The organism is Sporolactobacillus shoreicorticis (genome assembly GCF_024125445.1).
In the GTDB taxonomy this organism is placed as follows: Bacteria; Bacillota; Bacilli; order Bacillales; family Sporolactobacillaceae; genus Sporolactobacillus; species Sporolactobacillus shoreicorticis.
This window is the reverse complement of sequence record NZ_JAMXWM010000010.1, coordinates 104,573-127,100: the sequence shown is the minus strand read 5'-3', so window position 1 is coordinate 127,100 and position 22,528 is coordinate 104,573. Positions and strand designations below refer to the sequence as shown.

Annotated in this window: 23 protein-coding genes; all 23 read right to left on the bottom strand. The window is 48.9% G+C overall.

Annotated elements, in window-relative coordinates; translation table 11 throughout:
* Positions 1–39: 39 nt before the first annotated feature.
* Entirely contained in the window at positions 40–741 is a 702-nt protein-coding gene (locus NIE88_RS10360) for a PBECR4 domain-containing protein (protein WP_253061864.1), read from the bottom strand.
* 293 nt (positions 742–1,034) lie between these two features.
* The gene (locus tag NIE88_RS10355; RefSeq protein WP_253061862.1) at positions 1,035–2,435 is read right to left on the bottom strand and encodes a DUF3991 domain-containing protein; all 1,401 of its coding nucleotides are present in this window, start codon (positions 2,433–2,435) and stop codon (positions 1,035–1,037) included.
* A 78-nt stretch (positions 2,436–2,513) separates the two neighbouring features.
* Positions 2,514–3,743, bottom strand: a complete 1,230-nt coding sequence (gene mobP2 / locus NIE88_RS10350) for a MobP2 family relaxase (protein WP_253061860.1) — start codon at positions 3,741–3,743, stop codon at positions 2,514–2,516.
* Positions 3,740–4,204, bottom strand: a complete 465-nt coding sequence (locus tag NIE88_RS10345) for a hypothetical protein (RefSeq protein WP_253061858.1) — start codon at positions 4,202–4,204, stop codon at positions 3,740–3,742. The genes mobP2 and NIE88_RS10345 overlap by 4 nt, the downstream gene beginning before the upstream one ends.
* Complete coding sequence (locus tag NIE88_RS10340; protein ID WP_253061856.1) at positions 4,201–4,500, bottom strand: hypothetical protein; 300 nt, start codon at positions 4,498–4,500, stop codon at positions 4,201–4,203. The genes NIE88_RS10345 and NIE88_RS10340 overlap by 4 nt, the downstream gene beginning before the upstream one ends.
* Positions 4,497–4,748: a hypothetical protein gene (locus tag NIE88_RS10335; RefSeq protein WP_253061854.1), complete on the bottom strand. Its 252-nt coding sequence runs from the start codon at positions 4,746–4,748 to the stop codon at positions 4,497–4,499. Before NIE88_RS10335 ends, NIE88_RS10340 begins: the two co-directional genes overlap by 4 nt.
* A gap of 316 nt (positions 4,749–5,064) precedes the next feature.
* Entirely contained in the window at positions 5,065–5,892 is an 828-nt protein-coding gene (locus tag NIE88_RS10330; RefSeq protein ID WP_253061852.1) for a hypothetical protein, read from the bottom strand.
* A 13-nt stretch (positions 5,893–5,905) separates the two neighbouring features.
* On the bottom strand, positions 5,906–6,937 hold the full coding sequence (locus NIE88_RS10325; RefSeq protein WP_253061850.1) for a bifunctional lytic transglycosylase/C40 family peptidase: 1,032 nt from the start codon (positions 6,935–6,937) through the stop codon (positions 5,906–5,908).
* Positions 6,938–6,950: 13 nt separating this feature from the next.
* The gene (locus tag NIE88_RS10320; RefSeq protein WP_253061848.1) at positions 6,951–7,610 is read right to left on the bottom strand and encodes a hypothetical protein; all 660 of its coding nucleotides are present in this window, start codon (positions 7,608–7,610) and stop codon (positions 6,951–6,953) included.
* A gap of 2 nt (positions 7,611–7,612) precedes the next feature.
* Positions 7,613–9,508, bottom strand: coding sequence for a putative type IV secretion/conjugal transfer ATPase (locus NIE88_RS10315; RefSeq protein WP_253061846.1), 1,896 nt, complete (start codon positions 9,506–9,508; stop codon positions 7,613–7,615).
* Positions 9,495–9,944, bottom strand: coding sequence for a hypothetical protein (locus tag NIE88_RS10310; RefSeq protein WP_253061844.1), 450 nt, complete (start codon positions 9,942–9,944; stop codon positions 9,495–9,497). Before NIE88_RS10310 ends, NIE88_RS10315 begins: the two co-directional genes overlap by 14 nt.
* 122 nt (positions 9,945–10,066) lie before the next feature.
* The gene (locus NIE88_RS10305; protein WP_253061842.1) at positions 10,067–11,347 is read right to left on the bottom strand and encodes a hypothetical protein; all 1,281 of its coding nucleotides are present in this window, start codon (positions 11,345–11,347) and stop codon (positions 10,067–10,069) included.
* Positions 11,348–11,535: 188 nt separating this feature from the next.
* The gene (locus NIE88_RS10300; protein ID WP_253061840.1) at positions 11,536–12,408 is read right to left on the bottom strand and encodes a WxL domain-containing protein; all 873 of its coding nucleotides are present in this window, start codon (positions 12,406–12,408) and stop codon (positions 11,536–11,538) included.
* 18 nt (positions 12,409–12,426) lie between these two features.
* Positions 12,427–13,569: a hypothetical protein gene (locus tag NIE88_RS10295; RefSeq protein WP_253061838.1), complete on the bottom strand. Its 1,143-nt coding sequence runs from the start codon at positions 13,567–13,569 to the stop codon at positions 12,427–12,429.
* A 109-nt stretch (positions 13,570–13,678) separates the two neighbouring features.
* On the bottom strand, positions 13,679–14,662 hold the full coding sequence (locus NIE88_RS10290; protein WP_253061836.1) for a WxL protein peptidoglycan domain-containing protein: 984 nt from the start codon (positions 14,660–14,662) through the stop codon (positions 13,679–13,681).
* A 93-nt stretch (positions 14,663–14,755) separates the two neighbouring features.
* A complete protein-coding gene (locus tag NIE88_RS10285; RefSeq protein WP_253061834.1) occupies positions 14,756–15,337 on the bottom strand; it encodes a WxL domain-containing protein in 582 nt (193 codons plus the stop codon).
* An 87-nt stretch (positions 15,338–15,424) separates the two neighbouring features.
* Positions 15,425–16,495: an ArdC-like ssDNA-binding domain-containing protein gene (locus NIE88_RS10280; protein ID WP_253061832.1), complete on the bottom strand. Its 1,071-nt coding sequence runs from the start codon at positions 16,493–16,495 to the stop codon at positions 15,425–15,427.
* A complete protein-coding gene (locus tag NIE88_RS22410) occupies positions 16,485–16,619 on the bottom strand; it encodes a hypothetical protein (RefSeq protein WP_290446413.1) in 135 nt (44 codons plus the stop codon). Before NIE88_RS22410 ends, NIE88_RS10280 begins: the two co-directional genes overlap by 11 nt.
* A 14-nt stretch (positions 16,620–16,633) precedes the next feature.
* The gene (locus NIE88_RS10275) at positions 16,634–17,215 is read right to left on the bottom strand and encodes a hypothetical protein (RefSeq protein ID WP_135348082.1); all 582 of its coding nucleotides are present in this window, start codon (positions 17,213–17,215) and stop codon (positions 16,634–16,636) included.
* Complete coding sequence (locus NIE88_RS10270; protein ID WP_507237322.1) at positions 17,205–17,531, bottom strand: DUF5592 family protein; 327 nt, start codon at positions 17,529–17,531, stop codon at positions 17,205–17,207. The genes NIE88_RS10275 and NIE88_RS10270 overlap by 11 nt, the downstream gene beginning before the upstream one ends.
* A gap of 12 nt (positions 17,532–17,543) precedes the next feature.
* Positions 17,544–19,958, bottom strand: coding sequence for a pLS20_p028 family conjugation system transmembrane protein (locus NIE88_RS10265; RefSeq protein ID WP_253061828.1), 2,415 nt, complete (start codon positions 19,956–19,958; stop codon positions 17,544–17,546).
* Between the two features lie 2 nt (positions 19,959–19,960).
* Complete coding sequence (locus tag NIE88_RS10260) at positions 19,961–22,165, bottom strand: VirD4-like conjugal transfer protein, CD1115 family (protein ID WP_253061826.1); 2,205 nt, start codon at positions 22,163–22,165, stop codon at positions 19,961–19,963.
* Complete coding sequence (locus NIE88_RS10255) at positions 22,162–22,524, bottom strand: heme exporter protein CcmD (RefSeq protein WP_253061824.1); 363 nt, start codon at positions 22,522–22,524, stop codon at positions 22,162–22,164. The genes NIE88_RS10260 and NIE88_RS10255 overlap by 4 nt, the downstream gene beginning before the upstream one ends.
* Between the last annotated feature and the right edge of the window lie 4 nt (positions 22,525–22,528).

Genomic DNA, 22,528 nt, shown 5'->3' with positions numbered 1-22,528 from the left:
GGAAGGAAAAATGTACATTCAGCAAGCTGGATGAATAAATTATCGTTCAAAGTCACGGTCACGATTATTTTTATGATTATATCCCTTTCTTCGTTCTGGCAATAGATAAGTCGGGCTTGCATCATTTCGTTCATTCCGATAATTGTACGGGTTTATTGCCTCCCATTTCGCGAATAGTTCCGTTTGACTTAAAATATTTAAACGATTATTGGATGGGTTGAATTGATAGATGCACTCAACCGGATACCCTGCAGGTAACTGCTTAAACGCCTTTGTATAATTTAAAAATGAATAGGGTGCATAATATCCATTGGTATTTATGAGTGCCAAGCAAAAAATATGTTTTCTACTACGAATACCTGCCTGAAAAGAAAAGTTTAAAAGCGCCGTTGTTTGATCAATGACACGGAGTGAGGCGCATGATGTGAGTTTGTCCAGATGCTTAATGACTTGGAGTTTTTGCCCCGTTGTGCCATCGTCCCTAATTTTCAGGCCTTTTGAAGACACATTGTTGATGTCAAGAAGATGAAAAAACTGATTGCCGGATACAGGTCGGCTTTCGCCGGGTTTGATGTATTTTACCCCGCACAGATGCATAAAATTTGATCCGAGTGCATTTAATACAATTTCTCTGTAGCCCTCATTTGTGCGAAGATAAACATAATGTGTTTTTTTATCGGAAATTTTTTTGTAGGCTTGAAAAGCATCAAGAATTATGTCTTTTGCTCGCTGTTTCTCCATTTGTTTCTCTCCCCACCTATGTAAAGAAAAAAGAAGAGCCGAGATCAGCACTCAGCTCTTCTTTTCATGTTAGGTTTTTACGTTGCTTGCCAACAGTCCGGCGCCCGAAGTCCGGAAATGTGTATCGGTTTTTTACGTTGCCCGCCAACAGTCCGGCGCCCGAAGTCCGGAAACGTATCAAGTTATTGTGGTGCCTAACCACCCTTTACTTGATATTAGAATAACATAAATGCCTCCTAATATCAATATATATTATGCTACGTAAAACGGAATTAATACTTAACTTTTTCACGCTACGCTCTCATCCGACCCGCCGTTTTATGTACCGTTACCGGTCGTTCCCGTTTGTAGGGATATTCCTGTTCATGTGCGTTGCCATGGTTTTGCAGAAGTAACACGTCATTCCAGTCCTTCCCTGGCAGTCCGGACGGATGATCATCAGTCTGAAAGTCGCCGGCCAGATACCAATTATATACGGATTTCACCTTGTTCTCGAAGCCTCGTTTGTCCTCAAACGGCAGCTTCGTGTTGATGAGAGCATCAGTGATATTGGTCTGGCCGTCTACTGTATAGCCCTCCAAATGCTGCGCGCAGCGTTCGCAGGACCGCTCCAGATCGATGGCTTCAGGGGCTTGATTCTTTGGCAGGTCTCGTCCAAAAAAGGCTTCGTAGTTAAAGCCATTAGCCAGTTCGTTCGTTGGAGAAAGATTGGTTTCCGCTTTGTGGATTGCAGCGATCCACTGCCAGTCAACACCGTGACGTTTGGCCGCTTCTTGATAAAACGGAAGATTGGCTTTAGGAAGATGTTTGTCAAAAGGAATGAGCGAATGAAAGGTGATCCGTTCGCCATCAGGCGTAGACATTATTTTTTTAGATAGCCGATCTAAAAATTCATGGCCCGCACGATCATTATCAACGCCGAGATGCACATCAGTTGGATAGGATCCATACAGTCTGCCGGTATTCTTGATCATCTTCTCAACCGTTATCGGCTTAAGTCCATCCATGGAAACCAACCGGCAATTGTTCAAATCTTTATGCAATGACCAGTATGAAAGCATATCGATCGGAGCCTCAAACACGTAAAGGCGTTTTGGAGATCCGATCGACAGATTAAAACCATAGTTTGGCTCAGAATTCGCACAAATTTGTTTAAACGTCGTGCGGTGGCCAAACCGACCATCGTCAAATTTCCGTGTTCCCTGCAGTTCCGCGCCAACACGTTGACCGGCGAGCCCCCAGACAAAAACAGCATTCTGCCGCACATCTTGTTTCAACATATTTTTCTGGATCAGCGTATGCACAATGCGTCGATCAATACCACGGACCTCGCACAGGTAGCGTTCAACTGCGTCTGTTGTCTGATCGTGTAAGATCGCATAGCGGAACGGCTGCGGCTCAGCTGTCGGTCCTTTCACATCGGTTGCAGCATAACTACCGGAGATCAGGTCCTGCACCGCTTGTCGGAAATCCCGCCCCATAAACGTCTGCACAAAATTAATGGCATTGCCATACTGCCCGGTAGAGTACCACTCGTATGTGTTCTTTGATCGATCAACAACCAGACTGTCATGCTCAACCCCACGGTAATATCGTCCGCTGACCCGCTCCAGCGGGTAGCCATTCTGTGCGCAGAAATTGACAATGTCAACATCCTGAGCGCGCCGAATCGTATCCTTGTCCAATAATGCCATAAAGATTCGCTCTCCTTTTTTAACGCAAAAAAAGACCGGCACAAGGCCCGTCTCTTTGTACGATCATTTATTTTTCTGTCACCGATGTTGTTCCATTTCCCACTGCAGCTCTTCATACTTGCGTCGATTCTTCCTGCTCTGCAGTTCATTGTCTAGCGCCCGACGCAGCCGACGAAGATCGCGCCGGGAAATGCTCCTGGGCGAAGAATAAGAAGCTCCTGAAGCATAACCGCTCTGCCGGCGCTGCTGCCATTCTTCATTCTTCTGCGCTCGTTCCTCCTTCCGGATCGTTTTCATTTCGCGAAGGAGCGCATTGCCCAACTTGCTGTAAAGCTCGTGCTGCTTACTGTCGTAGTAATCCTTATAGCGCTCTGTTTCTTTTGGACCGTCTCCGTACAGTGTTTTCCGGTAATTCATTTCGCTTTTCAGCGCTTCGTCCAGCTGTTTCAGCTCTTCCGGATGCTCATGTTCCAAATAGCTTTTCACGGCCTCGTCAATCAATGGACGGATACCATTCATGGCATTGTTATTATATTTCCACAACCGCATGTCACCTGGAAGCTGAGAATAGATCTGATTAAACAGCTGTAAGCTTTCGCGATCATAAGCAAAATTAATCGCTACCTTTGATGGTGCCAAGCGCTGTTGGATCAGTTCAGAGATTCGCGCAAGTTCCTGGTCACGATTTAGAAGTGCATTGGCCACCGTGCTTTTCATTTTATCGAGCGTCGACTTCTTTCGGGAGCCGCGGCGCGCCTCATACATCTGTCCAGTTTCCTTATCCCTAAAGACCTGCTTCGGGCGCGTCGGCTGCAGTTCCACCATCGCAACGTGTACATGGATATTATCCGTGTTGTAATGGATCGACGCCGTCCAAATTGCGGAAACTTCAAGTCCCTCCGCATGCATCATCGACCGCATTCCCGAACGTATCGACCGCTGAAGCGCACCTTTATTCAACCAACCAGTTTGCGGATTGTAAAAACCGTTCGACGCCAACCAGGCATTGTCAAAACTGATCACGTCCTGCCACATGCACGATCCGTTTTTCTGTGCGATTTCAAACTGCTTTTTGATAGCCTGCTTTTCTTTAAAGTTCAGTGCATCTTTGTCTGCGGTAAAAATCCCTTCAGACTTCAAGGGATTGTTCATGTACTGATTGTAGCCGTCGAAAGACAAGGTATTAAACTGCTTAAAATGATCGTTTCGCACAGCTTCACTTCGATCTACATAGTCAATATAATTCTTAAATTTCGCGGACCCAGCTTGAACAAATTTAGAGACGAGCACAATGCCAGGCCGGGTCACGATTCAACTGCTTTCTGAGCGGCCTCGCGCTGCTTCTTTTTCTCCGCACGTTCCTTCATCTTAATTTGATGTTCTGTGATGACATTGGAAACGGTCGCCGTCGCCTGCTCCAGAACCGATGACTTGAACATCGTCGTTGGGATAAAGTTTTCTTTACCATCTTTCGGTCTCTGTCCCATCAGCTGATTGTTCCAGAGCTCCATCAAAATGCGGACGTTTTTATCGACATATCCGCTCCGAATGCGTAACACGTCCAAGCTCGTTCTGAACCGGTCATAGACCTTTTCAATCCACTCGTCTTGGGACGCGATTTGAGTGCGTAGCCGGTCATGTTCCGCAAGCACTTTCTCAATCGTATCGGACAGGCTCTTGCCGCCAAGACGCTCCTGTTGCGCCTCAAGATAGGCGAGACCGTACCTAGATTCTTTTTCTTCCTTCAGTCGAATGTTTTTTCGAATCATTGACTCACCCCACTGCTCTCAATTAACCCATTCACGTCTTCTTCCATGTCTGAAGAAATATCTTCTAAAATTCTCTGAGCACCATTCAGAATTTCTGTTGTCTGATCGAGGAGTTCATCTCTTTCTCTCAGCAGACACTCATGTTCTCCTAAAATTATTTCAATTAATTTTGATTGACTATCGATCATATCCGCGGGCATACCTTCGGCAAGATAGCGTTCACGTTGAGCCGATAAATAATCAATCCCCCGTCCCTTCTCGCCAGACTCTTTAAAACTGATTTTCTGAGCGATCATCTCAACAAACCCTCCCTTTCCTCTTTTACTAGGCCGCCCATAACTTCCGTATTTTCACGAATGGCCATGGCACAAATTTTCATTGTCTCTTCCATCCTTTCCAACAAGTCGGTGATTTCCGGCTGGGTCAAATTCAAGACAATTAGGCGACGCAAATATTCCTGCTGAGACATATGATTATGGCTGGCCCGCATACTCAGCGCAGCTAGTGTTTCTTTTGAAAGACCATGGATTGTAACGCCAGGCATGATAATCACCTCCGATTATGGCAAATCCTGGAGCAAGAAATTTGTAAGAGCATAAGGGGAATCTGTAACCATTTCATGGTTAAAACCGCAGTGCGGTTTGATTTCTCGTGGTTACGCTTTTACTAAGGAATGTACCGTTTTTAATCATTTTGGCACGCCATTTTCTGGTAGATGGCACAATTTTCCCTCGTTTCGGTGTCCCATTATTTTCCTTAAAAAACTAAACAAACCATCATGTGCCGTATTCCGCTATTCTGGCACGCCATATTTTGGTAATGTGTCACTTTGACACGCCATTTTCTTCCTTTTTTTAAATTCAATGGGCCATTTTTTTGAGCTTTTTTTGTAGCAAATCAATCTCCTGACGGTTGTCCTTGGCACGGTTCTGGCTCTGCCCAATGTCGTTTTGCAGACTGACAATCTGCGATTGATAGCTCATAATATTGCTTTCTGTGTCCTGTTTGTCGCTGCCGGTCTGGTAGCTGGCCTGATCCTTCAGTGCGCGAATCTGGCTGTTAAGCGCGCTGATATTTTTCCGGTAGCCGGCTTGTTTCTCGCCCTCTTTGACAATCACTCGATTGCAGTCACCGATCAGCATCCGATAATAGCGAGCGGCATATGCGGATGCTTGGAGGCTCTCAAAGTGTTTCTTTTTAACTGCGGAAGGCTCAGAAACATAGAGCTTCTGATTCGAGGAAAACGACGATTCACCGGACGAACCTGCGGCATGGACCAGTACAGAAACATTCGTCCATCCGGCCGGCAGCCGGTGAATATAGAGCAGGTAGTAGTCATCGACAATTTTGATCAGCTGCGTCTTGTAATGCTCTTTTAGATTCGTTTTTTCGGTAACATCGACTGAATAGCCGGTGGGAATGCTATTGGCATTATTGTCGATCATCAGCCCAACTTCCAGCAGATCCCGGTCGGCATAAAATGTCTTGCTAGTCATCTGGACGGTCAGATCTCCGGTATTCACTTTCGTGCGAAGCGCGGTGTTTTTATAATCATCAGGGACGCGCACGAGCAGCCGACTGAGAAACAAAAATGTGTAAATGGTGATCAGAACGACCGCGAGGGCGCGATAAATATTCTCTTTGTGGTCAAAAAACTGTTTGAGTTTTTCAAGTAAACGTTTCTCCATTTTGACCTCCTTTCTACTGTGCCAACTGCACGACAACACCTTTGAAATGACTCTTCCAATAGCTATTGGAAAGGCTGGAGATCGTGACGCCGTGGCTATCGTTGCAGTTTAAAAATTGATCCCCACTGCCCATCCAGATGCCGACATGTCCATTCGTTTTATACGTGTCGAAGAAAATCAAATCGCCGGCACGGATCTGGCTGAAGGAAACACGATGACCTTCTGTGACAAGTTGATCTGTCGTCCAGCCGACATTCACGCCGGCCTGTGCAAAGGCATAATGCACAAAGCTAGAACAGTCAAAACGACCAGCTGCAATGTCGCTCTGATTCCGTCCGCCGCCGAATACGTAGCTGCTGTGTCCGATATATTTTTCACCGGCAGTAATAGCCGCAACGACTTGCTGAGAGCCGGCTAAAATGGGACTGCCCTCGCCGGCTGTGGGAACCAGATAGCGTTCAACATGTGGCACGTACTCCTGATCCCCATAAGCATAAGTCCCATTACTCCGCATCTTGCCGTGGCTGTAAACACTGGCAAAGGCAATCGCCGTACTCTTCAAGTAGCCTCCGCTTTGTTTAATGGCGTAGTCAATAAAACCGTAACCGAAGTTATACGACTGGATGGCGGTTTCCAACCGGTTCGTGTCGGCTTTTTGTGCCGCTTTGTAGTCTTTCGCGTACTCCTTAACGCCGTTAATAATCGAGTCTGTCGGATTACTTGCCCCGTCCTGCATCACATCGCTTCCATCTCCGCCGGACTCCTGCATCATGATCGCAAGTACGACATTGACCTGATCGGGAATGCCATTTTTCTTGCAGTTCTGTTCCACCAGAGCTTTGTAGCGAAGAACATCCGGAGAGACATTCAATGTGCCGTCTGTCGTTCCAGTATCAGGTGAAGAGAGGATGCCGGTCAGCATTACGACCAGGGCAAGAACGACCACAAGAATAAATACACCAGAAAAACCAGCGCCACCGAGTAGCCAAAAAAGCAATTTACGGCTCACGGCTTTTCGGATAGCTCCTGCAGCTGGTGCAGCCATAACACATCCCTCCCTATTCTTCTAAGCTTGACGCGAAGTAGGCCACTTTCAGCGCGCCGTTTTCTTGCTTTAAATCGACGCTGACTGTTTCTGTCCTGCTCCCTGTTGATTTGTTTTCTGAGTCAAAAGTCTGAACGTTTATCGATGCCTTAACAGTCTCCACGGCGTCGTTTTCACTTACTGTTTGAACCGCAACTTTTGAAATTTTCCGGAAGCCGTAGGATGGTACATGGGTGTCATTCGTCTGTGACTCGGACAGCTCCTTGTAGAAACCGGCGTCCGTAATCGACTGCACATCGGCCAGATGCTGATAGGGATTGGTCCGGTCATAAGCGAAATACTCGCTAATAAATTGCGTGGCCAGGGCTTTGGCGGCTTTCACATCCACAGGAGCCTGAGTCCCCGAAGATGAGGGTTTGGAAAGCGCGGCTGATGACCCTGACTCTGGTGCTGTGCCAGACAGGCCGTTATCGTCCGCCGGACGCTCTCCGGCAATCGTCACCGCCTGGTCAGAAGACTTGGATGACGTTTGAGCAGGTGCTAAATGTTCCCACACATATATCCCACCAATCAGCAGAAAACCAGCAAGGAGCAAACAAAACAGGAGCTGGCTACGCCGAAGCTCCTGTTTTGAAGGCTGTGGGTGATTCACCTTCGGATGTTTTTTGAACACAATTAAGCACCTCCTTTAAAGAGATCTAATTCGTCCTGGGTGACTTCCACATGAAAGATCAGATTCTGATCGCCGCTGATTGACAGCAGGCAATCGCCCTTTTCAAACTGCGGTAACAGCTGATATTCGTTTTCGGTAATCTGATCGCCGAATAACCGTCGAACAAGATCCATCGACGATTGATCCATCTTCATGATGAGCTTGTACTGCGTCAGTCCAAATATTTCAGCAAGCTTATTGGCCGCCTGCACCATCTTCGGATCGCTGACACCGCTCGCTTTCGGAAACATGCGCTCCAGACGCTGCGTGGCCAAAACTACGCCACCGAAAAATTTTCGAGCTTCTGACTCCAGCGTGACGAAAAAATCCGCCGCGAACGCCTTTTGAATGTTCAGGATGTTGTGGCATTCATCGACCATAATGAGGAAACGGACAATGTCTTCCCAACGTTTTTGATGGTTGTCGTAGGCTTCCTTCTCAGGCCTGCCAATGCGCATCATATCGCCCCAGATCTGCGTCAACGCATTGTAAACCTGAATATCAAAAATCCGGCTGTCAAACTGGCTAAGCACGCCGATGTCGTAGAAAACGACCTGCTGACCGCTGAGATCTGGGATGGTCGTCACGCCTTCAAAAATATCGTTATAGTTAAGCACCAGAACCTTCAGCTGTTTTGCAATGTCACCGATCCGCCCTTTAAAGCGCACATCTGTTTCCTGAGCATAACGTTTTTCGCAGAAAGCCATAAACTGGCCGAGCGTCGGATAGGCCTCAGCACCGAGATCAGTAACATGCGTTTGTCCGTCCCCCCACAGGCCAATTTCCTTGTAAAAGTCATACACCAGTTCATCAAATTGGCTGAGGTCATTGCTGTCGGCTTCCTTGTTCAGGATGCGATAACACATATCCAACTTGGAAACGTGCTGCCGGAATGAGCCAGCTTCATCAATCGCGACATTGTCTTCTCCGGATTGCGTTACGGTTGGAAACACCTGCATGAGGTTGATTCGCCCGCCGGTGCCGTCCAGGTTTATCGTCCGCCCGCCAAGATCCCCCGTGACGGCCAGGAATTCACCGGACTTGTCAAAGCCGCGAATGAAATTACCTTTTGCGGCGTTCTCGCGTAATATTTTTTTGATCGTGGTCGATTTACCACCGCCCATGTCCCCGGTAATAAACACATTGTAGTAAAGCCGCTTTTTTGTTTTATGGAACATGTCCCAATAGACCGTGCCCCGGGTGCGCGTCAGTCCATAAAACGAAGCCGATGGATCGCGCAGGCTCGTCACGTTATGCGCAAAACCAATACCCATCACTTCGGCCGGAATTTCCACCCCTTCCCGGTGCGTTCGCAGAATTTTCTGCGTCGGTGCATCCAAAAACAGCGACTGCCATTCTTCTTTCGCTTCCGAGAGGAAGACCTGGCTCTTGTATCCATCGCTATCGAGCTTCTTCACGATCTCGCTGACTCTTTTTTGCAGATCCACCCGGGTGGCCGCATGAAGAAAGATGCGCGCCTGTACGCGTTTAATGACTTCGCCGTTTTGCCGAACGTCCAGGCCGAGCTGGCGGAGCGTGGTAAGCTCTTCACCAGCGACATCGGCGTCCTGCTGGTGCGCGGCGTCTTTGACCCGTGCGGCCAATTCGTCGGTGGAATATTTGATCTGCGCGCCATAATCAATTTCCGATTCCGTCATCGTATCGACGGTAACAATCGTGTCTGGTAAACTGGTGATGACGTTTAGCCAGTAAGCCGAAAACTGAAAGGGAAAGCGATAAATATGAATGCAGCCTTCATAGCCAGTGCCGCGGCAAATAAACGCCTCGTCCTTGAAAGAAAGCCCGCCCTGAGGCTGCGTATCGTAAACAAACTGTAGTTCCTGTTCAATGGAAGGCATGGCAAATGCCCCCTTTCTTTTCGTCCGTGTCCTGCGAAAACGCAACGTTGTCGCAGGGACTGAATGCATAGGCAATATACTCAAAATAAGCGTTCCGATCGGTAGGCATTTCTCTGGACAACAAAGTAAGAAAATTTGAGAAGGGTGTTCTTTGAAAATCCTCTGCACTATAGACACGCGGGCTGATGTGCCGGCCGTGTTCTTCGGACTGCCGCAAAACTGCGCAGCGGCAGTCCTTTCCTTGAAGCTCTCGCATGCGACCGCCGCGTTTTAGGTAACAAAGCCGGACACGGGCAGGATCGAAAAAAACACAACCCAAATTTGCATTGCGGGCATACTGATTCACCTCATCGCCGGCCGTTGCTTCAACCGTTTCTACGGGTACCTTAATTTCAAACCCTTTTCGTTCAAAAAAACCGCAAATTCTAAATCGCAAAAATCTCACCTTCCTGGTTTGAGTATTTAAAAAAATGATCCACCAGCTGCGGATCCCATCACCCCCCTTTCCATATGTAAAAAAGGAACGACCTAAGCCGTTCCTCCATGATCATTAAGTTATTAAAGAATGTGTTCTGCTGCGGCTGCCCGGCTATTGCCTAAGGACGAACGAGCGGCCGAGCGCGGTGGCAATGTGTAGGATGGCCCTGCTTTTCGGTCCGGCGTTTGCTGGCCCTTCTCCTGAATCTGTTGACGTAAAGCGCGGACATCAGGGGCGCAGTCTCCTAAATCCTGATCGAGAAAAGCTTGGCGCTTCGCTGGCGAGGCAGAAAGGGTATGTCCGTTTTCTTCCAGAGCCGCATCACGTTGAATCAGGTATTGCCGAAATTGTTCCGCCTGCCGATCTTCTGGACGGCCGTGACCAAGAACAGGTCCCTGCTTCAGCCAAGTGCTCAATGCTTCTCGGCGTAGCTGGAAACGTGCCTCCGGAGAAAACATTGTGTCACCAGCAGCGAGCGCTGAATGGTTGACTTTGTAATATTTACCGCCGACAAAATCGTTAAAAACAGCCTTTTGATAATTGAGCTTATACGCTGAGGCAATACGCTCATCTCCCGGTAGTAGCGTTTCCTTCGGAACACTGCGATGCAGAGCCAGACGTCGCGCTGCCGCATCCGCATGGGCGGAAATCCGCCCATTCAGGCTGACAAAGCCATCAATTACTTTATCTTGCAGTGCTCTCTTTAAGCGCCCAGGAGCGGCTTTGAGTGATCTTATTCGATGGTCTACTTGATTTTTCAAGCTTTCCATTCGGCTGCCCAGGCCTTGTTTGTAATCCCCAAGCCGACTCTTCCAGCTTTTACCTTGAACGGGCATTTCTCGATCAGCAAAATAATGATCTAAAAGATCATGAACCTGCTTCAGATGATTATCCAGAAGTTGTTCCACGTCCTTTTCCGAAAGCGTCTGGCTCTTGACCTGGTCGATCTTCCTTTCCAAATGACGTTCGAAGTGCCGGTAGACGTTGAGCAGATGACGACTAGTCAGATTCTTTAATGCTAGATCTTCCAAATGTGGGCTGGGCTCGCGACGCTGCTCTTTGTGCGCGTTCGCTGACTGACGAGTCTCAGTTGCGTGTTGCTCTTCCTCTTTCGATTCGTGCACTTGTTCACTTTGTTTTTTCTCCGTTTCGGCTTCGGTATGCTCATCTGCATGTTCCTTCGTAGGAAGAGTCATATCCATCTCTTCCCAGGCGGCAAGTTCCTTCTCCGCCTTCTCATTTTTTTCGAGAAATTTCTGCATCTCTTCAATGGAGAAAGAAGGCGTTTCATCTTTGCGCTTATCTGCAGGATAATCTTCGGGTGGCAAATTATCATGCAGGTTATCAAAATCTGAGCTCATGGGTTCACTCCCTTTATTTGTTTTAAAACAAAATATTTAAGTAGCTGCGTTCTTCACCTCCAGACTCCTGAAATAAAAAAGATCCGGCAATAGTGAGTCTCATCACCTCCCTTTCTTTTCTTGCCAAGCTACAAATCAGCTCGGTTATGTATAAAAAATAGAGACCCTGAGGGTCTCTAAGTAGTTCTTTATGGAGCGCTGGTCAGTTGCCAATTCAACTTTGTAGTATAAGTACCGGCAAAAGCTGATGCCGGCACATTGATCTCCAGTGCATCGGTACTGTCAAGACTGACCGTCGCTGATCCTCCGGTTGGGGTACTTGCCGCGGTCACGCTCGATCCGGTGTCAATCGCCGAATATCCAGAGTGCGGCGTAATGCCGCTTGCACCGGCCAAAGATGGCGTCCCCAGCAGAATGGATCCAGTCGGAAGACTGTGCCCGCCACTCGACAGTGGGATCGCAGTGATGCTCAAGGACCAGCCGGATGAATTCAGCTGATTATCCTGCACACGAAATGTGCAATTTGCCAAACTTAAGGATTGCCCAACACCAGTCAATGTTGAAGCGACAGCTACAGAGCTGACCGGATGATCATCCCCTGGAGAATCTCCACCACTGCTGATATAGAGCAATGACCCGATATTGCTCACCGTCACGTTACTTGCCATCGTATTTCCGGCATTATCTTTCACATGAAATACATACGTCCCGTTAGCGTCCGTCTGATAAGTGGCCGTGCTGCCTTCATGCCACACGCCGTCCGGAGTTTCAACTTGATCGACGCCGGAATTTGTATCCGTTCCGTTTACCGTCAGCGTCACCGGGGTATGAACCGTGTGGGTTGGGTTACCTGAAACGCTCAGCGAAGGCACGGTCGTGTCGATGTTGGATATCGTTTTTGTCACCGTGGCCAGATTGCCTGCATTGTCCGCGACTTTAAATGTGTACGTTCCATTCGCAGACACCGTCTGAGATGCCGATGAACCAGACACAACGCTGCCATTTGGCAGCGTAATTGACTTAACCCCGCTACCGCCGATATCCGCAGCCGTTGCCGTCAATTTTACTGAACCGTTCGTCTAGGCCGATGTTGAGGGTGTCACGGAAAGCGTTGGAGCCTGAGCGTCCGTAATAACGAATTTTGTCCGGCCGTCCAGGCCATCTGCCGCCTTCGCGCTTGAGCTGAATGTAATTTTGCGCATGCCACCGTCAGCGGCTTTGAACGTCACAGTCGGCAGCCCTCCGGACGGATAAATCAACTCGTTGTTTGATACGGATGGCGTCCCATTTGAACCACTTACTTCCGTCAGATCATATCGGAACAAATACGGTGTGCCGAGCGACAGGTTCTGAAGCGTGGATAGAGGGATCACAATGTTCTTTTTTCCAAAGCTGAAGCCATCTGAAACACTGTATTCCGTTCCTGATGACGTCGTATATTTAGTGATATAACTGCTTTGCGCTGAAGCTGACTGAACAACGGATGTCGTCAGCGAAATATTGGATAAATTGCTGACACCGGGTACAAGAGGGTTGCCGCTCGTATCCCCCTGATAAAAAACTGTATTTTTAAGGAGTTCTGAGTCAGATGTTTGATCCGTGTTGGGGACAATAGCAGTCCCATGCATGTCCAGATACAATCCATCCGCAGACATGGTTGCACTGATCTGGTTAGCAATAGCCTTTATACTGGCCAATGTCAGCGACACTTTATGATCAGCGTTTGCCGATTGATAGATACGTCCGACCCACCCATGCGCATTATTCCCAATCGTTACCCAACCCGTATCGCTCACAGACGAATTGGGTGAATTGAAATACGTATTATTCGAGTTTCCGGAAACAACGGCGTTGTGGAAAAACAGATAATGCGTCCCTGCCCCACCGACGGACCAGGAAGCAATCGATCCTTCCCAGGAAAACGACTTATGATCGCTTCTAACATTGGTTGATAGATTTTTATAGAGCGTTGGTGTGTCCGAACTGTGGTTATAAACTGCCAGTTGAAACGTGCTTGGAGCCGGTGGGCTCGACGTATAATAATGCTGACCATTGATGTATATATTTTCTGTTCCGTTGACGTTGGCAAAGCCAATACTTGAACTTGACAGCGTCCAGGTTACAGCCAATGCCGGATGCGCTGTCATGCCAAGGATAATCAACCCCACAAGCAGTGCGCCGGCAAAATGTTTCCGACGTGCGTGGATCCGTTGCTTGATCATCGTTTTCTCTCCTCTCGTTCTTAGTTTTTAAGTGAGGATTCAGCTGAATCCTTTTCCTCTTCCTCTTTCTTATGCCGTTTAATGAATATGAAAAACATCAGGAAAACGATCAGACCGCCCAACACAAAAGCGCCGATGAGCCATACCCACCAGTTAATGCCCGGAGCAGCGACGGACGCTCTCCCGTTTCATTTTGATAATTTCTAACGGTCTGATCCGGAACGATAAAGTTAAAGACTTTGCTGAACTTTTTCCCATCGATGGTGCCCTGCATCGAAAGTCTATACTGGCCAGGAGCAAATGTTTTCGCCCGCCAAGGAATCGAATAATAGACTTCAGAGGAAGGAGCCATTTCCATATCCGTTGATTGGCCTTTAAAAATAAGAGTACCGTGTGCATTGAACACTTTGTAATTGAAAGAAACATGCTTGACAATGATCGGCGAAACATTTTTAAGCATTGGAAGAACAAGCGGTCCCGACGGCGTGGTTCGAACAACCGGTTGATTGATTAGAACATTTTCTTTTGGTTGGTTTTTATAAATTCCTTCAATACCAATGACCCGCTGCGGCTGATTGATCAGCAGTTCAGTTAGCTCACCGTTTTTCACTTTTGTCTTTAATTTACTCGTGGTGCGATCCAGAGGACTGCTAAACCCAAGAGCGCCGACGATCAACCCTTTTTTAACATTCTTGGGCGTTTTGAATGCATAAGTGACAACCTTCCGCTCCTTTCCCTGAAGCTTAATCTTTGTCGGTCCGAAAATGTATTGCGACGCAGCACGATTCATATCAATCAACTTAGAATAGGGTTGCTTCGTCTCTGGCTCATACGCAATTCTGCCACCATTGCTTGAAGTCAGAGCATTCAGCTTCTGCACGGTAACAGTCGTTGATTTTGTGCTGCCGTTTTCAAGCAAGAATGAGACTTTGTACGTGCGGCCGGGATCAACGCGATATTGATAATAGCCAACCTGATTCGCTTGCTTCGCTGCAGGCTCGACGCTGAAACTTGGGGTCTGCGCATAAGCGGAAAATCCTGAACCAACTAAAAAACATCCGGCCGCAATCAGTGTGATAAACTTTTTATGCACAATAAATACATCATCCCTTCTCAAATTTTTTGCCTTTCGATTAATTTGAAAGGCTATGTATAGAGGGCTTTTCAGCCCTCATCAGGAATCAAATCAAGGAGCGGTAGACAGATTGTAAGTCAGTGTAGTCGTATAGGTTCCGGCATAAGCAGACGCCGGAATGATCACCGTCAGATTTTTCAGCGCCGCGCTATAGCTGCCCATCCCGTCACCAGCTGCTGCATCAAGCAGAGTCACCGATCCGGTATCCACTGGTGCAACGGAAGACGTACTAATTGCTGGTGTCGCTGAAGAAGTGGTGTCCACTTTGCTGACGGACTGCACTGGATCGAGTTGCACACTGCCGGCCGGCAATGTTTTGGATTCTGCCGAAACCTGTGGCGCATCAATCGTCACATGCCAACCAGCCCCACTGCCAGACGCATCAACAATTCCCAGATTGCTCAGTGCCAAAGCGGTCGTCTGCTGAGCTCCGTTCAGGGTATCCGCGGGAAGAGTGACATCACCACCGGAGGTTATCGTACGCGAGCCTGGATTAATCGTAATGGTTGCCTGTTGGCTCGCGGTCGAACCGGCCGCGTGGCTCGTGCCCCAGAATCCAACAAAAAACAAAGCGGCCACAAGTAACGTGACCGCCATTTTAAACCAAGTGTTCGGTTTGGTTAGAGCGTACATGCAAAACACCTCATTTTATTTTTTCACCGGCTGACCGACGGGAAACAATTCCTCACCTCCTTTCGGAAAATTCATGTGCCCGTCTACTCAGTGACTTACCATAGGAGAATGCGCCCGGTGTTTTCCGGAAACGTTAATTTTGGGGGATCGCCCAGGTAAGGCGTAGGCCGCTGAACCCTTAGCATTGGGGACTGTTTCTCTGGCGTTGGGCTGTTCTTTTCCCTTGGCCAGTTCGCTTTCCAAGGTCGCGATAAAGCTCAGTGACGTCTCGTGGACTTCACCGATCAGTTTCTTTTTATCGGCTAATGTTTTATTTTTCGTCCAGCTAGCTAGATAGTGCAAAGACTCATTCTGAGTGTCAATGCCAAAGTGGGCATGCACAACATATGCAGTCATCTCTGCCTGAAACTCTTTTTCTCTAACGGTCGTTTTGACTCTTTTGTCCTGTGGATGAAGCGCCGCATGTGCCAGCTCATGAGTTAAGACGGTGGCGTTCTCAAACGACGTGTTCCGAGGGTTCAACTCAATCTTATTAAGTTTTGGAATAAAAACGCCTTTAGCTGCGCCGAATGTATAGGGGCTGGTCTCATCAATCGTCACGCCCAGGTTTTTTGCCTCCTGGCGCAAACCACGCATCCAAAGATCAAAATTTTTGATTTCCCCCGTGATATGGCGGTTAGGAAAAAGCTCCGGCAATTTCTCAATCGGGCAGGTTGTTTGAGAAATATCAAAAACCGTTCCGATCGTGTAACTCCTGTGCGCCTCAATTTGCCGGAGTGTGCCCTGTTCAAGCGCAACCCGCTCAGCCTCTGTTGCTTGACGGATAGGTTTCCACTCGCCCGTCTTAGTCTGAAATTTGGCCGGCACCTGAATCGGCACCCAAATTTTCTCGCCATGTTCTCCTTTTCTAACGGTGTAGTCCTTGGACTTCCAAAATTGAAATGAACCGACCGCTTTTGCACCAGGAAACTGCTTTTCAATCAGCGCAACATTGGCCGGCGAATAGCGATGAAACTGGCTCATAAACGAAAGATACTGTTTGAGCTTCTCCGGGTCGACAAAATAGCTGTCCACGGCCTGATCCATCTGACTGACCAAGGCCTGAACCTCCGCTTGTTTTTGCTTAAACGTTTTTTGATGAAAGCTTTTATTCGGCATCGAAAAGTTCCTCCTCTGCCTTGGCCAGTTCCGGAAGCTCGGGCTGGTTCATCCACGCTTCCGGCTGCCCGTACGCGTCAAGTGTCACCGGTGCATCGTGGTCAGACTGGCTATTCGTCTTCATTGATAAGTCCCCTTTCATAACTGATTGTTGAGACTGGAGAGTACGCGTTTTTTATCGCTTAACGAGAGTGCTTCTTGCCCCAGGTGATCTTTAAAACGTTCCAGATCCTGCAGGCGAGATTTAAGTTCCTCTTCGGTCTTTCCAAAAACGCAAAGATAGACATTGCGCATACGATGCTTCTTTTCAATGTAGCGTAACTTTTCCAATTCAAAATTCTGAACGCGCAGCCGATTCGGATCCGTCGTATGCTCAATCTTATATTTCCAATAGTTCTGCTGCTCCTGATTGTCCTCCGGAAAATTGAGGTAGACCTCTTTAAGCGGCGGCGCATACAGTTTGTTTAGATTCCACTGCCCGGACGTCAGCGCATCATACTGCGCGGCGTCGAGTTTATAAAGATCATACTGGCGGACTTTTAGGATCTCGAAAAATCCATCAATGAATCCAAGCGCCTTCGTCCGAACAAAACCCTCATCGGTATAACCACAAACCGGGTAGATCCGATTAATTCCGTTTAACTCGGCAAGTGCTTTCTTCTCGCGGCGATTCTTCGGCTGTCGCGCCTTCTCGCGCTCTTCGATCGCATTAAACGGCATGATCCCTGCCCCCTTCCGCGGATTCCACTTTATCCGGCGGTAGGACGGAGCGGTACACCCCGTGATCACGCAACAGCACAATCAACATTTCCTGCACCATTGACTTGCCCGCAGCATGCCGGCTGGGCATCAGCAGCACGTACAGCGTAATAGGTACTAGGAAAACATAGAGGTACGAAAATCCGGGCAACACGAGAAATTTCGTCAAAAAAGCCATCCCGGCGCTGGCAAAAACAAACAGCCACTGCGGAATCGAAAGCCCATAGAATCCTAGTTTGACCTGCAGATTGTGAGGCGTTTGAATGAATGTGCGCATCTGGCTCACGATTTATCTCCCCTTTTTCTTATTTTGAGAAAGCCATCCCGGAACGCTCCCAGCGGGCATTGTGGTCTGGCTAATGTCGTAGACTTCACCAGAATCGAACCCTGTGACCTTGCCTGCGGCATCCTTGACAGGTACAGAAACAGAAATCGGCCGCGCATCAGGTTGGATGGCCACACCATGACTGCGCCAAAAACTAGCCGATCCTACCGCCTGCGCTCCGGGATACTGCTCTTGAACACTGTTCCAGTTGGCCTTTGAGTATTGATGCAATTCCTGCGGAACGGACGGAACTGCGGACGACTGGAAATGTGCAACCGAGTGCGACGTGTCCGCCGTAGCCGGAATTGAGAGAGAGGTCGGCATAACCGGTGGACCGGCTGAATGACTGGACGAACCCGCAGAACCTGGAGTGGACGACGAACTACCTGAACTGCCCTCATCTTGCACGGGAACACTCTCCGGCGGCGGTCCCGCGATTGAGTTATACGTTAAATCGCGGCTTTTACGATAGGCCTGAAAGGGCGCAGAATCGGAAACACGCTGGGCCATGCCGGCATAGCCGTCAGTCAACTTTCTGCGCGCTGCCTGGCCCAGGGTTTCGCACGTCGTAGGTTTCGGTACGGAAGCTGCGATTGCCTGCTTGCCCGCAGCGGCGCGTTGAGCAACGGAAGCCGGCAAGGTCGCATGCGTTGGCAATGGCGCAGGTCTCGTAGACTGGGGCGAAAATGATGAATGACCAAATCCCGCAAACGCCCCTTTTGCTGCTGAAGCTGGTGTCGTTAGTCCATCAGAAGATGAACCACCCATAGCTGCAGCTGGCGAGGACATGGGTGCATCAGATGCCCCCAGGCTCTCATCAGCCGACTGATCAGACGGCACTGTACCAGCGGAAGAACCAGCCGAGGATTGACTGTTTCCTTGAGACGCGTCTAAGGTCTGACCGGCGCCACGGACGCCCAATCCCGATCCCTGAGCCGCTTTTGCAATCTTGTCTTTCGTTTCCTGTGCTGCTGCTTCGTTGGACAGTGGCGCCTTCATTCCAGACAGGCCTCCAGATGAATCCTGCCCGGAAGACTTGCCAAGTGCACCTCCGAGCTTATCCGCAGCAGTTGAGAAATTGCCGGCATCTCCGGATGCAGCTTTGTCTTTGAAACCATCCAGTGCGCCTTTCCCAGCACCAAGCGCTGCACCACCTGCAGTCGCTGCATGCCCGGCCATTTTCTTGCCGACATCCAGCGCCTTTTTACCAGCACTCGCCATACCACCGGCCGCACGGGAAGCCAAGAAGCTGGCACCCATGAGGCCCATCGCTCCTTTAATTGCGCTACCCATGCCGGCATTGACGCCGAAGAGCTCTTCAATGATATTCGGTCCGTCGATGACTAGGAAACCAGCTGCCACTGTAAAAATCACGCGTACCAAATCGTTTATACCGCCGACACTGCCGATATAATCCAGAAAAACAAAATAAATCTTCAAGGTCAGTGCCATTAAATAAAGGACAATGAAGATGTTCCGGATCTTAAGGATCAGCTTTTTTGTCCGCTGCCCACTCTCAATATCCGTAAATGAGCTGCCGATGGCAATCGCTTTGACAAGAGCGAGCTCTATGCTCAGTTGAGCTACCTTGAACATCGTGCTCAGGACCACCACCATTGTCATCAGCAGGCTGATAATCATGAGAAACGGATGCCAGGAATACCGGTAGTACGCTTCGTCCGCCGTGAACCAATGCGTCTGCATGTCTGCCAACTTTAATTTACCGGATGAATTGCTCAACTTTTTGGCAAGGATCTGTTTGCCATCGTCCGACAGTGGCGAGTCACTGCCAGTGTCCACAGCCTCATTGATGTCCATGACTGAAACATCGCTGTCGCTTGTGATGTAATTCTTACTGCTCATCTTGCTCGCCTTGAATTTTGCCTTATCTAGCAGATAAAGATCGGTGATATTGGACTTAATCACCTGTGTCCCGTCACCCATATGGCTGCTCAGGCTTTTGGCTGAACTGAGATCTTTTTGCCCGGCGTCGACCATCTTGTACATTTGCTGCATGCCCCAGGGCATCGCCGCAAAAAAGGTGATGACAACCAGGGCATTAACGATCAGCTTGTTGTAATCCGTCCGGTGCCGGATGATAATCGTCCAGCCCAGATAGGCAATGGCAAGTCCTGCCATCGTAAAGAAAAATCCCATATAGGGATTGATGAAGCTTTTGAATGCAGCTGAATCGTAAAACGCCATCAGTTTATAAGCCATCGTAACCCCGGCGCTCAATGTATTATCGACCGTAGCAAGTCCTTTAATGATTTGCCATCCCATCCAGCGCAGAATATCCGTCCCAGGCGAATTTAAGCTCAAAAAGTCTAGGATGCTTTTCAACTTAGAAATGATCTGGTCGTCGTTTAGATTCCCCATGGTCAGGCCTCCTTTCGCTCGGGCAGCAAGCTGAGGATCTGTCGAATGCCGTCCGCCTCACGCAGTGCAGCATTGGCTTCATAACCAAAAAACTGCTCGACCGCTTCGACGGTGTCCAGTCGATTAAAGGTTTCCGCGCGATCAGGATCTAATCGGGCAAAAGACCGTCGGAGCAGTTCCAACTGATCACCCGTCAGGACAGTCAGAATGCCAGTTTCCGTCCCAGGGATGCCTTCGATATTCCTGTTTTCCAAAGGATCACCTTCTTTCGTTTTGGAATGGTTTTCGGCAACCGGAGCAGATAAAGGCTCCGTAACAGCTTCCGGATGCTGAAAGTCAATAACCAGTTTGTTAAGATCAATATCCTTGTGTGCTCCCCACAGATTCATTTCCTCAAACGTGCTCGGATGATTGAAACGATGCATCAGGTACTCATGGCGTGCCAGCATCTGCGTCCCATCGGTCACATTCGCAAAAATCGGATAGGCCTTAATTCGTCTGCCCTTCAAATCGCGTCGATGTTTTGTGCGGACCAATACCCACTCGCCATCCTGAAGCGTCATCAGCTCGTCCGGCATGAGCAAGGGACGCGGAGCCTCACGTTCGGAGTACACCTTGTCGATCGCCAGGGGATCGCCTTGGCGATCAGGCGCAATGATCGTCTGAGTGCCAAGCAGTTTAGAAAACTCCTCAGCGTCTTCCTGTCCGTCGGACATGATGAAGTACCTGTTGCCGCAGGCACCAATAATCGCCGCGGCAAGTTCTTTTCCGTATTTATCCTCCATCTGCGCACGGCTCTGAAAGATTAAGTGGTAGAGAATATTACGGCTAAGGCCAACGTTCATTGCCCGCGAAAGGCCTTCAATTGCCGGAATGTTTGCGACTTCCTCCAGCACATAGTGAATGCGCCGGGGTAAACGGCTGTCCTTTGAGAGTGTTGCTTTCTCGCTGAGTACGGCGTTGGCCTGACTCAGGAAAGTTGAGATCAAGCTGTAATTGGAGTCGTCCCAATCGGGATAGACGATAAAAAGCGCAACAGGTTTTTCTCCATACGCCAAATCTTCAAAATTCAGATCATTAGCTGAGGTCATGCGCGCAATCGTGTCATAGGCATAGTTTTTCAGCTTGGCCATCGTGCCGGTGAAGATACCGGATCGCGTGACGCCTTGGCTGAACTGCACCGTTCCGTACTGTAGCTTGGCCGGATCGTTCACCGGAAGACCGCCGAAGAAAGAATCCAAATCGGTCATACCATCCTCGTCCGGATTGCTGCCAAGCTCGTTGAGCATGACGGTCACGGTATACATCGTGATGCATTCCGGATGGCCAATTTTTTCGCAAATCCCGCAAACAGCTAAGATCAGCGCGTTTGTTAGCGAAATGCTCGACTCCTCCCACATCGGATCCTTTGCGTTTGGATTGTGGAATAGTGAGTAGGAAAGCGTATTGCACAGTTGCTGCGCCTTCGCGTAATCCTTCTTAAGATAAGCGCGTTTGATTAGCTCCAAAGGGTTATACGCAATCCCCTGATAGGGCAGAAGCAGGTTAAACACTTTTACGTCGTAGCCATGCGCAATGAATTCAGCGCGCGTGTTCTTCAGCATATCCCCTTTGATGTCAGTGAGAACAACCGAATCCTTTATCTCAGCACGCATGATTGCGTCAATCAAAGGATAGGTGAACGTTTCCGTCTTACCAGACTGCGTAGAGGAATCCACAGCAGAATGCGTATTCATCGTTTCGATGTATAGCCTGTGATTGTAGTGCAGCACAGGATAGCCGGATTTACCAGGATATTCTTTATCATCATCCGCGATTGATTTGTATTGTCCCTTAATCTCCTTTAGCGTCGTCCATCGCCGAGTGCCTTCCGTACCCAGATTGATGTCCCGGTAAGCAATCCGCATTTTATACACCCGAATCGGAAGATAGATGGCTAAAATAATCGCAACGATTGCATAGACGGGAAAGAGTGATAGAATCGGCGTAACCAGCCATTGCGCCCAGCCTTTTAAAAGAGACGGACGATTTGCCGCCTGATCGGCTGCGGTCTGCAGTGTTTCATGCAGGTAACCCGGCAGGCGCGCGAGCATGTTCAGAATAAAGTTAACCGTCAGAAAGGCGAGCCAAATCACGCCAATCGCAAACGTCACGAGAAACCACGGCGCTGCAAGCACTTTCTTCCATTGCTTGTAGCGCCGATTCATTGTCGCGCACTCCGTTCAATTTGATCGGCGGCACGGCGAAGCCGGCTCAGTATCTTAAGAATAAAGACACCAAGCACTATGGCGGCCAAGCCATAAGCTGCCCAGATCGACGGATGGGGAGTGATAAGCCAGGAAGGCGTAAAACCTGAAAGTAAATTGGGCAACCCACCCTGTCCCAGTGAACCGTCGTGTGTCTGAGTCGTCAGCGCACGCAGCGTAACCGGCAGTCGGCCAATCAGTGTCAGGCAGAAATTTGCGGCTGCGTAAGCCAGAATTGCCGCAGCCACAATCCAAAACGGCCACACATAAGGGCGCAGTAGGAAAGCGGCCCAGTTCGTGCTTTTTTTCTTTTTTTCCACTTAC

Bases quoted from the DNA above. Each gene is read 5' to 3' on its own strand.
- NIE88_RS10360 (WP_253061864.1), bottom strand. From the start codon at position 741: ATGGAGAAACAGCGAGCAAAAGACATAATTCTTGATGCTTTTCAAGCC.
- NIE88_RS10355 (WP_253061862.1), bottom strand. From the start codon at position 2,435: ATGGCATTATTGGACAAGGATACGATTCGGCGCGCTCAGGATGTTGAC.
- NIE88_RS10345 (WP_253061858.1), bottom strand. From the start codon at position 4,204: ATGATTCGAAAAAACATTCGACTGAAGGAAGAAAAAGAATCTAGGTAC.
- NIE88_RS10340 (WP_253061856.1), bottom strand. From the start codon at position 4,500: ATGATCGCTCAGAAAATCAGTTTTAAAGAGTCTGGCGAGAAGGGACGG.
- NIE88_RS10335 (WP_253061854.1), bottom strand. From the start codon at position 4,748: ATGCCTGGCGTTACAATCCATGGTCTTTCAAAAGAAACACTAGCTGCG.
- NIE88_RS10330 (WP_253061852.1), bottom strand. From the start codon at position 5,892: ATGGAGAAACGTTTACTTGAAAAACTCAAACAGTTTTTTGACCACAAA.
- NIE88_RS10325 (WP_253061850.1), bottom strand. From the start codon at position 6,937: ATGGCTGCACCAGCTGCAGGAGCTATCCGAAAAGCCGTGAGCCGTAAA.
- NIE88_RS10315 (WP_253061846.1), bottom strand. From the start codon at position 9,508: ATGCCTTCCATTGAACAGGAACTACAGTTTGTTTACGATACGCAGCCT.
- NIE88_RS10305 (WP_253061842.1), bottom strand. From the start codon at position 11,347: ATGAGCTCAGATTTTGATAACCTGCATGATAATTTGCCACCCGAAGAT.
- NIE88_RS10295 (WP_253061838.1), bottom strand. From the start codon at position 13,569: ATGATCAAGCAACGGATCCACGCACGTCGGAAACATTTTGCCGGCGCA.
- NIE88_RS10285 (WP_253061834.1), bottom strand. From the start codon at position 15,337: ATGTACGCTCTAACCAAACCGAACACTTGGTTTAAAATGGCGGTCACG.
- NIE88_RS10280 (WP_253061832.1), bottom strand. From the start codon at position 16,495: ATGCCGAATAAAAGCTTTCATCAAAAAACGTTTAAGCAAAAACAAGCG.
- NIE88_RS22410 (WP_290446413.1), bottom strand. From the start codon at position 16,619: ATGAAGACGAATAGCCAGTCTGACCACGATGCACCGGTGACACTTGAC.
- NIE88_RS10275 (WP_135348082.1), bottom strand. From the start codon at position 17,215: ATGCCGTTTAATGCGATCGAAGAGCGCGAGAAGGCGCGACAGCCGAAG.
- NIE88_RS10270 (WP_507237322.1), bottom strand. From the start codon at position 17,531: ATGCGCACATTCATTCAAACGCCTCACAATCTGCAGGTCAAACTAGGA.
- NIE88_RS10265 (WP_253061828.1), bottom strand. From the start codon at position 19,958: ATGGGGAATCTAAACGACGACCAGATCATTTCTAAGTTGAAAAGCATC.
- NIE88_RS10260 (WP_253061826.1), bottom strand. From the start codon at position 22,165: ATGAATCGGCGCTACAAGCAATGGAAGAAAGTGCTTGCAGCGCCGTGG.